The sequence below is a fragment of the Roseomonas chloroacetimidivorans genome, from assembly GCF_049629625.1.
GTDB lineage: Bacteria > Pseudomonadota > Alphaproteobacteria > Acetobacterales > Acetobacteraceae > Roseomonas > Roseomonas chloroacetimidivorans.
Genome location: NZ_JBNBZS010000115.1, coordinates 1 through 9,533, shown reverse-complemented (window position 1 = coordinate 9,533; position 9,533 = coordinate 1). Strand labels below are relative to the sequence as shown.

Annotated in this window: 1 protein-coding gene and 3 pseudogenes; 1 reads left to right on the top strand and 3 read right to left on the bottom strand. The window is 63.8% G+C overall.

Annotated elements, in window-relative coordinates:
• Both ACO1BU_RS33080 and ACO1BU_RS33075 read right to left on the bottom strand, forming a co-directional pair.
• Positions 1 to 172 (bottom strand): annotated as a pseudogene (locus ACO1BU_RS33080) (IS256 family transposase); the annotation flags it as partial.
• A gap of 44 nt (positions 173 to 216) precedes the next feature.
• Positions 217 to 719, bottom strand: a pseudogene (locus ACO1BU_RS33075) (IS6 family transposase); the annotation flags it as partial.
• 77 nt (positions 720 to 796) lie between these two features.
• Between ACO1BU_RS33075 and ACO1BU_RS33070 the strand changes: the two are divergent.
• Positions 797 to 1,204 (top strand): annotated as a pseudogene (locus ACO1BU_RS33070) (IS5 family transposase); the annotation flags it as partial.
• Between the two features lie 120 nt (positions 1,205 to 1,324).
• Here the strand turns inward: ACO1BU_RS33070 and ACO1BU_RS33065 are convergent.
• Positions 1,325 to 9,490: a Calx-beta domain-containing protein gene (locus ACO1BU_RS33065; protein ID WP_424140185.1), complete on the bottom strand. Its 8,166-nt coding sequence runs from the start codon at positions 9,488 to 9,490 to the stop codon at positions 1,325 to 1,327.
• Positions 9,491 to 9,533 lie beyond the last annotated feature (43 nt).

Below are 9,533 nucleotides of genomic sequence, written 5' to 3'. Positions count from 1 at the left end.
CACCCTCTCCGGCCAGGTGGTGGTCCATCTCCGCATTCAGCGCCCGCTCGGCGAAGGCCTTCTTAAGCTCATCGAGCAGCCCGCCCTGGTCGAAGGCCGCTCGGGCATCGGCTCCAGCCAGCAGCTGGTCCAGTACCGCGTCAGGGATCCGAGGCTCTTTGCGTCGGGCCATGGGGGAACTCCTTTCGTCCCATCATGCCCAACCACACACAGAATTTCCGATAGTCCCTTCAGCCCCTTGTGCTGCCGGTGCTCGACTGAAGGTATCACCTCCTTCTTCGCGGCGCCGTAGCTGGCCAGCTTGTCAGTCATCATGACCCGCGGTGCCCACGTCTGCCGCTTCAGCAGTTTCCTGAGTAGCCGTTTGGCAGCTTGCGTGTCCCGGCGGCTCTGCACCACCACGTCGAGCACCATCCCGGCCTGGTCGACGGCGCGCCAAAGCCAGTGCGTCACACCGTCGATCTTGAGTACGACCTCATCCAGGTGCCACTTGTCACCGACCCGCGGCAGTCGGCGGCGGATCTGGTTGGCGAAAGCCTGGTCAAACTTGCGTCCCATTGCCGCAGCGTCTCGTGGCTGATCACGATGCCGCGGAAGGCCAGCATCTCCTCCACCATCCGCAAGCTGAGTGGGAAGCGGAAATAGAGCCACACCGCCTGGCTGATGATCTCGGCAGGGAAGCGATAACCGGCGAAGCTGGGGCAGGCGGGCGCGGTCATACCGCCCGACTACTCGGAGGTGGACCGCTCGGGCAAGCTGGGGGGCGCCAACTTGACGGTGCCCCTCGAAGGTCCATAGCCTGGCCGATGATCGCGGTCGCACGGTCGCCTTCGCGCTGACGCCCGGCAACGTCGCCGACATCACCATGGCCCTGCCGCTGCTCCAGGCCGTGGCGCGCCCCCGCCGCCTCATCGCTGACAGGGCCTACGACGCGGACAGCCTCCGCCGCTGGCTGAAGGCGGGACATATCGGGGCCGTCATCCCCTCCAACGCCACCCGCACCGTGCCCTACCCACTCGACCGACGAGCCTATAAGCGCCGCAACGTCATCGAGCGGCTGTTCTGCCGCCTCGAGAACTGGCGAAGGCTGGCCACGCGCTACGACCGGCTCGCCCGGAACTACCTCGCCAGCCTCGCCCTCGTCCCCACCGTCGCCACCGTCGCCACCGTCGCCACCGTCGCCACCGTCAGCGAGTGGACCTGAATGAGTCCCCTACCTAGCGCGACCGCTGACAGACCCGCCTCACCTATACCCAAAATCCACCACGTTAACGGACGTGACCTAACGCCGCTCCATGTAATGCCTACGTCAACCGAACCGAGGCTAGATCAGAAAGTCGCTGGTATTGACCTGGGGCATTGTAGTTCCAGCGCCCACCAGCAGCGTGACCGAGAAGTCCTCCATTCCATCCGTGCCAGTGTTGAGGCTCAGTTTGCCGGACGCTCGGTCGTAGTAGAACGCGTCCTCCAGCATTTGGCCCGCGACAGGAGCCTGGCTGAAGAGCTGAAGGCCGTTGACCGCGTCCTGAGTGCCGGCCGTGTTCGGATCGAAGTCAAAGCTGCGGAAGTCGAACACATCGTTCGCCGCCTGCTGGCCCTGCATGGTGATTGTGTCGCCCCGATCGAAGATGTCGTGGAACACGAACGTATCGTCTCCAAGACCTCCCGTCAGATTGTCCGCACCGTGACCGCCGACGATGGTGTCATTACCATCCTGGCCATTGATGGTGTCGACGCCGTCGCCGCCGTAGAGCCAATCGGATCCAGGTCCTCCGGGATTGTTAGTTGTGCCGCCGCCATCTCCGTTGATGATGTCGTTCCCACTGCCGCCGTAGACGGTATCGTTGCCGTTGCCGCCCACCAGGAGAATGTCGTTCCCGTCGCGGCCATAGATTGTGTCGTTACCCCCAAGCCCCTGGATGGTCGAAGATTGACCCTCACCATCATTGAGGATGTCGTCACCAGCCGTCCGCTGTCCCGCAGGACCGCCGTTGCCCTGGTCATAGTTGTACGGATCGGTGAACTCAGCGGGTTCCGGGTCGACCTGAGGAGCCGTCTCATCGGTGATCCCGTTGATGTTGATCGTGATAGTACCTGGATCCGAGTCCTCGGTTCCGTCATTCGCAACATACTGGAACGTAATTGGCGCCTTCTCGCCTTGACTCAGGTGATTGAACGCCGACGCCTCGCCGTTGAAGAGAAAGCTCTGCTTGCTCTCGTCGAAGGTGACGTAGGTCGGAAGGACGCCAACAACCTTGATTGCGGTCTGATCGGCTTCCGCGTCCGTGACAACCGGCTTGATCTCCGCCGTCATCTGATCCTCGGAGAGTTCGACCGACCTGGTCTCGACCACTGGCTTGGTGTTGACCGATACGACGTCGTTATCGAGCACGGTGACGGTAGCGAGGTTGTCGAAGTCGTCGAGGTAGTCTGCGGTCATCACAACTGTGAGGTTTAGGGTCTCCGCACCCTCGACAACGGCGTCATCAGCCAGCACCAGGGTCATGGTTGCAGTGGCAGCCCCAGGCAGGAAGCCACTGACGCCGTTCTCGACCCCGTTCCAGCGGATCGTCTCGATGTCACTCTCATCAAGTCCGGCCATCTGCACAGCGATGTTCATCGAGTCTGTGTTGATGCTTTCCCTCCGCATGAAGTCGAAGGTGATCTCCCCACCCTCGGTGACGTCGCCGCCGAGATAGGCCACGCTCACGAAGGGGATCGGGTCCGGCTCGCCCACGCCGTCGTTGATGGTCACAGGCAGGTCGTCGGGCATGAGATCGTTGTAACGCGGATCCTCGCTGGTTGCGTAGAAGGACACGGCACTGGCCTCGGGGACTTCCCGGACGAAGTCGTCGTCCGCCGCTACCGTGACGGTCTGCGGCTTGTCCCAGTTCTCGGGCGTGAACACGAGTTCCGAGCCGAGCGCGTAGAACGGGTTACCCGTCGAAACCTGCACGGTCACGTCCGAGGTCGGGGCGTCGGCCAGCTGCACTGTGAAGGTGTCGGTCGCGGCGCCTTCGGTGATCGTGGTCGAGCCGCCGGTATGCGCGATAATCAAACTACCGAAGTTGATCTCCTCGTCGCCACCGTCCGTGCCGCCGCCGCCGCTCCCGTCCTCGCCGGGCTGAGGCGCACCAACGCGGCCCGTGGTTAGCGAGTAGACCGTCTCAATGGTATCACCAGCGCGGTCCTCGTAGATGGCCCGGCCGCGGATAAAGGACCCATTGTCGGCCTGCGTCACCGTATAGGTCTGACCCGTGGTGATCGTAGTCCAGGTCACCCCATCTTGGGAGCGCTGCCAGGACCACTCGAACTCCTCAGGGCGACCGCGGTCGCGGTAACCATCGCCGTCTGCGAAGGTGCCGTAGCCGAGCGTCAGCGCCTGCCCAACTTCCGGCGTCATATCGCTCAGTGACAGGTTTCCGGTGGGGACGTCGTTGATGTTCTCGATCACGCCGGTTTCATTCACCGACCGGGTGATCGTGATCCCATTGCCATCCCTGGCCTCGACGTGGATTGCCATGCCGGCGAACTCGTCATCGCCGTTGATGTTGAACGACGTGCTCGGCGCGAGGGCAAACCCGAGCTCATGCGGGGGCGCGGTGGGATCATCCGGCTCCAGCCCGATCAGGACGTAGGAGACGGCGCCGGGCACTGCCGACCAGGACAGAGTGCTGTTCTCGTCAAGATTGTCCACGGTCTGCAGGGTGAGTGGTCCCGCTTCAGGCTGCGTCACCGTCACCGCGACCTTTGCCGTGTCACCGCCGTTCAGGGTGTAGGTAAAAGTGTCCGTTCCTACGAAGGCGGCGTTGGGCGTGTAGACGAGTTGGTCACCCGCCGCCGTGACCGAACCATGCGCGCCCTGACCGTAGGCCTCGATGGATTGGGCGTCGCCCTCAAAGTCGAAGTCGTTGGTGAGCACGCTAATGGCGACTTCCTTGCCCACCGAAGTCGTGGCGGTATCATCGAAGGCAACTGGCGGCGTGTTCGGGTTCGGATCACCCACCTTAGCGGTTACCAGCGAGAAAACTGTCTCCAGCGTGTCGCCGCGGTCGGCATACTGAGCCCCACCCCGGATGAGATAACCGACGTCAGCCGCTGTCACCTGGTACGAGTCCGTCGAGCCGATCAGCGACCAGGTCACACCATCCGTGGACCGTTGCCAGACGTAGCCGAACTCATCGGGGCGGTCGGCGCGTATGCCGTCGCCATCTTCCAAGTCCCCGATGGAGATCGTCAGCAGTTGGCCCACTTCGGGCGTGTTGTCGCTGATCACCGGCCGGCCGGTCGGAACGTCGTTGACGTTCTCGATCACCTCCGTCTGGTTCTCCGAGCGAGCGATTGGGTTGCCACTCGCGTCCCGGGCCTCAACGGTGACGACCATTCCGGTGAACTCGTCATTGCCCTTGATGGCGAACGAGGTGTTCGGCGCGACCGCAAAGCCGAGGGTATGCGGGGGAAAGTTTGGCTCATCCGGCTCGATCCCGATCAGCACGTAGCTCGCCGCCCCCGGAATGGCGTTCCAGGAAAGGGTGCTGTTCTCGTTGAGACCGGTCGTCGTCGCGATTGTGAGCGCCGGCATCTCGGTGGGCAGGTCGTCATCGAGGATGGTGCCCTCGCCAACGAGGTCGGCCAGCGTCGCGCTGCCGGTCACGTTCGACAGGTTCACGACCAGCTTCTGAGGTCCGGTTGCGACAGTACCGTTATCGTTGATGTCGATCTCGACGGCCTTGGTGGTTTCGCCTGGCGCAAAAGTGAGCGTGCCGGACTTGGGGGCAAAGGCGTCTGCCGCCCCACTCGCCAGGCCCGTGGCATAATCCACCGACACCGCAGTCGCAGCCACGGCTGACAGGGTTACTGTAAAGGATGCGGTGCCCGCGTCCTCATTCACCTCCACATCGTTGATGGACAGGGACGGAAGGACCGGCGCGGGCCCAGCGTCCCCATTGTCAATGAGATCGGCGACGTTACCGTCCGCAGCGCCAACGGTGTAGCCGATGCCCGGAACAATCCGGACTTCGATGGTAGCCGGGTCTTCGGCTACGGCATCATTGAGGGTCTGAACCTCAAAGACGGCCGTGGCCGAGCCAGCGGCGAAGGTGAGGTTTGCCGGGGCGGTGAAGTCCTGGCCCGGAACGGCTGAACCGACACTGGTGTCGATGGCTACGGTGAGCGGCTGGCTCAGGTCACCGGTGCGGGTGAACGTAAAGGCCGCGACGCTGCCTTCGGTGACTTCAGCCGGTGCGGACACGGCATTGATCACCGGTTCCCCAGCCGGCGGCGGCGCAGCGGTGCCGTCGGCCGTCCAGTCCGTTCCGGCCATCAGGCCGGTCGCGTCAACCACGGTGACAGTGTTCGTCACACCACCCTGGTTGACCGTGAGGACCGTGTTGGTGCCCTGAACGGCGGCCGACACGTTGCTGGCCTGGAGACCGCCCGAGAAGTTTATCTTGTCGCCCTGGGTGAAGTTCTGGACCGTTACGTTGCTACCGCTGAACACGTTTACAGTGTCGTTGCCCTCGACAACGTTGACGGTGACTGTGCTGTATGCGTTGACCGTGTCGTCGCCCGCGCCACCATTGACGACTGAGGTCAGGCCGTTGCCGGTGCCCTTGAAGTTGACGGTGTCATCGCCGCCACGGCCCAGGATAGTGAGCTTGTGGTTCGTGTTCTCGATGGCAATCACGTTGCCCTGATCATCACCGCCGACCGTCATCGTGCGAAGGAGGTTCCCGTTCGTGTCCTTGATTGTGATGTTCTCGATATTGGCGATCGGCTTGCCGTCGTACTCGGTCCACTTGATCGTCTTGCCAAGAGAGATCTCAAGGCCGGTCCCCGACGTGAGCGTGACCGAGTTGAAGACGACGGTGTCATTGCCGTCCCCGCCGTCCAGCGGGAAGAAGTCCGTCTGGCTGGGCGTGGTGCGGGTGAACGCCTGGATCGTCTCGTCACCAGGGTTCGTCCCATGCACGTTGACCGTGATCGTCGCAGGCTCGGAAATCAGCTCGCCGTCGCTCACCCGGTACTGGAAGGTGACCGGCTTGATCTCCCCACGGCTCAGCGCGTCCAGAAGCTCCGCGTTTCCTTCGAAGCGGAAGGTCCTCCCGTCAGGAAGGAGGGTGACCGTGCCTTCGGCAGGCTGGGACAGCAGTTCGTAAGTTACGGTGTCCCCTGTTTCCGTATCGTAGCCGAAGCCCTCGACATCCACGCTGAGATGGGTGTCGTAGGTGTCCTTCGTCACCGCTAGCGCGCTCGGAGCCGTGTTGTCTACGTCGCCGCTGTCGTTATCGGTGACGGAAACGGAGAGGTAGCCGTTCTCAGGAAAGAGGTAGTTGTAACGCGGGTCCGCGCTGTCGATGGTGGAGATGTAGAGGCCGCCGACCCCTGCTTCTTCCGGATCGAGATCGTCAAGCGCCGTGACCGTCACCGCCTGGGGAACGTTCCAGTTGTTCGGGGTGAAGGTAAGGTAGGCTGCGCCGTATGGGTCGTCCGGGTTCGACGCGACCTGGAAATAATCGCCCTCAACCATAACGGTCACGTCCGCCGTAGGTGCGCTGGCCAGGGCGATCGTGAACGTAGCGTTCGCACCGCCTTCCGCCACCTGGAGCGGGCCGCCGGTCCGATCGTTGATGATTCCGGGGGCAGTGGCCGGCGGCTGCGCCTGATCGTCGTTGCTGATTGTCCCGACACCCGTGGCGTTCGCCAAGGTGGCGCCAACCGGCTCGGAGAGCAGCACACGGAACCTGTCCGCTTCTTCCACCACCGTGTCCTCTGTGGTGGCAACGGCGATGGTCCGGGTAGTCTGCCCCGGCTCGAAGGTCAGCGAGCCGCCAGCAAGCGGGAGATCATCGGCATTGGTGGACTGATGCTGAGTGCCCCAGGTCACCGTGACCGGGCTGGTGGACGGAGCCGAGAGGGTGACCGTGAAGGTGGCTGTGTCGCCCTCAATCACATCCGCATTGGAAATGGACAGCGTCGGAAGGGTCGGCGGCGGAAGCGTCGGCTGATCATTGTCGGTAACGGTGCCGGTCGCCTCGCCGTCCACAATGGTGGCGCCGGGCGCGCCGCTGTTGGTGGTCACGCTCGTGATCCGGAACGTGAACGTTTCCGCGCCCTCGGGCAGGGCGTCGTCGATCGTGAGGACGTTGAGCCCACGATTGGCCTGCCCGGCTGCGATGAAGAACGTGCCAGTCTGCGCAAACGTGACGTCGTCCGCAGTGGCCGTCCCATAGACGATCTCGTAGGCAACGGTGAGCCTTTCCGCCGAGGCAGCGGACATCGGGAACCGGAAGTTCAGATTGCCGCCTTCGGTCACCGTCACGTCGGTGACCGAGATGGTCGGAAGGCTCGGGGCGGTGGCGTCGTTGTCGGCGATGGTGCTCGTGGCGGTGCCTTGCTGGGCGATCGTGTACCCGGCATCGGCGTTCAGCGTCAGAACGACCGTCTCGGCGCTTTCAACGGCTGTGTCGTTGGTGGTCCGGACGGTGACGGTGGCGGTTGCGGATCCAGCTGCGAACGTCGCGGATGGCGCAGGTGCGGTGTAGTCGGATCCGGACGTCGCGGTGCCGCCCAGGGTGTAGGTGACGCTGAGGGGGGCCGCCGTGCTGCCGGTGCGGGCGAGCGTGTAGGTGATCGCGCCACCTTCGGTCACGTCAGCCGTGGTGACGCTCACCTCCGGAAGCGCTCCGGGCGCCAAACCGTCGCCGAATACGATAACGTTGCCCGTCACGGGCGCAGTTGTGAACTCGCCGTCGCTGACGGTGAACTGGTAGGTGAACTCAGCCTGTTCGCCTTTGTCGAGGCTGTCGAGGAAGTCCTTGTGGGGCGTGAACATGAGCGCACCCGCACCCACATCCGGATCGAAGCTGATCGTTCCTGCCTCAGGCTGCTCGCCCACGAGTGAATAGGTGAGCTTGTCATTCTCGTCGTCGAAGCCGTAGGCGGCGAGGGAGTACGACCCGCCATAGGTGGCGAAATCCCCCTCCTGGATGTAGCTGACGCTGGACGACGCTGTGGGAGCCGTGTTGAGCGTCCCGCCATCGTTGTCGATGTACATGCCGCTGACACTGGTCACGGCGCCGAGGACATAGCCCGCGCCCGGGGCAAGCGTGATCTCGTAGGGCTGGTTCGGCTCGGCGATCTGATCATCCGCCTTTCCGAAGGTCGCCCAGACCTTCGTCTCGCCGGGCTTGAAGTCAACCGCCTGATTTCCGAAGAGAGCGCTCTCGAACTGAACGGTCAGCGCCTCGTCGACGCGGGCGTCGCGCGTGACCTCGAATTCCTGGATCAGACCCTCGCCAACGTCCTTGGTGAAGACGTTGGTGATGGACACCATCGGCAGTGGAGCCGCATCGTCGTTCGTGATGCTGCCGGTGGCCTCTATGTCCGAACCAAGGGTGGCGCCCTGCGCATCGGTCAAGCGAACCGTAAAGGCCTCACCAACCTCGTACAAGCTGTCGTTGGCAACCGGGATGACGATCGACCCGCTGGTCTGCCCAGCGGAAATGGTGAACGTCCCGGTGTTGGGATCGCCCCCGCTCAGCACGACGTTGTCGATCCTGACCGGCCAGTCGTCGCCGAAAGAGTTCGCACTCCCGTCGATGCGGAGCGCGTCGATGCCGGAGAATGCCGCACCGAGGTTTACGGGAACTGACGACGGCCCACCGTTGCCGAGGGTAACCGTTTCCGTGCCGACCACGGTGCCATCCTTGATAGCCTGGATGGTGACGACCTGGTTGGTCGAAGCGGAGGAGACGGTCAAGCTGGAGACGGAAAGCCCGCTGGGATTGAGAGCCTGGATCTGGCCCCCTCCGGTCGTCGCGGTAAGGGCACCCCCGTCGCCGCTCGAAGCGATCCCGGTCCAGCGCAGCCCCTCGTAACCGGCGGGAATGGCGCTGTGAATGGCACCTGTGCCGTCGAAGCCGATCACCTTGCCGGGCGCGGAGACCTCGTAGGTCAGCGTCACATCCTGCGCGGAAGGGTGGCTCAGCGTGACCGTGAGGTTGATGGTTCCATCAGCCTCCGAGGCGGCCCCGTCACCGATGGTCACCACGGGCGGGTCCAGAATGGGGTCATCGTCATCCGCGACCTGGCCCGTACCGGTGTCGCCGCCAAAGGCCTCGGCCAGGCGAACCACCACCTCCGGGTTGGCGCCATAGGTGGCGTTGTCCCGCGTCTGCACCTCGAGCACCGCCGAGGTCTCGTTCGCCTTGATGGTCACGCTGCCATGGCCGACGGTCTCGACCAGCGTGTCACTCGCCACCGGGGCGCTGCTCGACACCGTGAAGAGCAGCTTGCCACCCTCGGCCACCATGGCATCGGAGATGCTGTAGGTCGGCGCCGCCTCGTCATCCGCGACCTGGCCCGTGCCGGTGTCGCCGCCAAAGGCCTCGGCCAGGCGAACCACCACCTCCGGGTTGGCGCCATAGGTGGCGTTGTCCCGCGTCTGCACCTCGAGCACCGCCGAGGTCTCGTTCGCCTTGATGGTCACGCTGCCATGGCCGACGGTCTCGACCAGCGTGTCACTCGCCACC